Consider the following 252-nt stretch of genomic DNA (forward strand, 5'->3'; position numbering starts at 1 on the left):
ATCCTATGACGGATCCGGGTCAGCCGCGCACCCTGTCGTAATAATGCAACAGACCGAAACGGCCGCATTGAATACGTATGCGGGCTTGTTGGCTTTCGTCGCCATCGATTTCACAGGAGGGGCAACAACCATACCCGTCCCTTGAAAGAAGACGGGGTTTCCTGGAGGGGATTTCATGACGGTTCGCCCTGTGGCGCCGGCCGATGCCGCGCGCTCGTTCCTGAAGCTCGGCGTCAGCACGCTCGCCATGGT

The 252-nt window shown here is 59.5% G+C and carries 1 protein-coding gene; it reads right to left on the minus strand.

All coding sequences use genetic code 11. From position 1 onward, the window contains the following. Window positions 1-19: 19 nt before the first annotated feature. On the minus strand, window positions 20-252 hold a 233-nt coding region (locus AC0L2P_RS32450), incomplete at its 5' end, for a hypothetical protein (protein WP_473507274.1).

The organism is Mesorhizobium sp. WSM4836 (genome assembly GCF_055811815.1).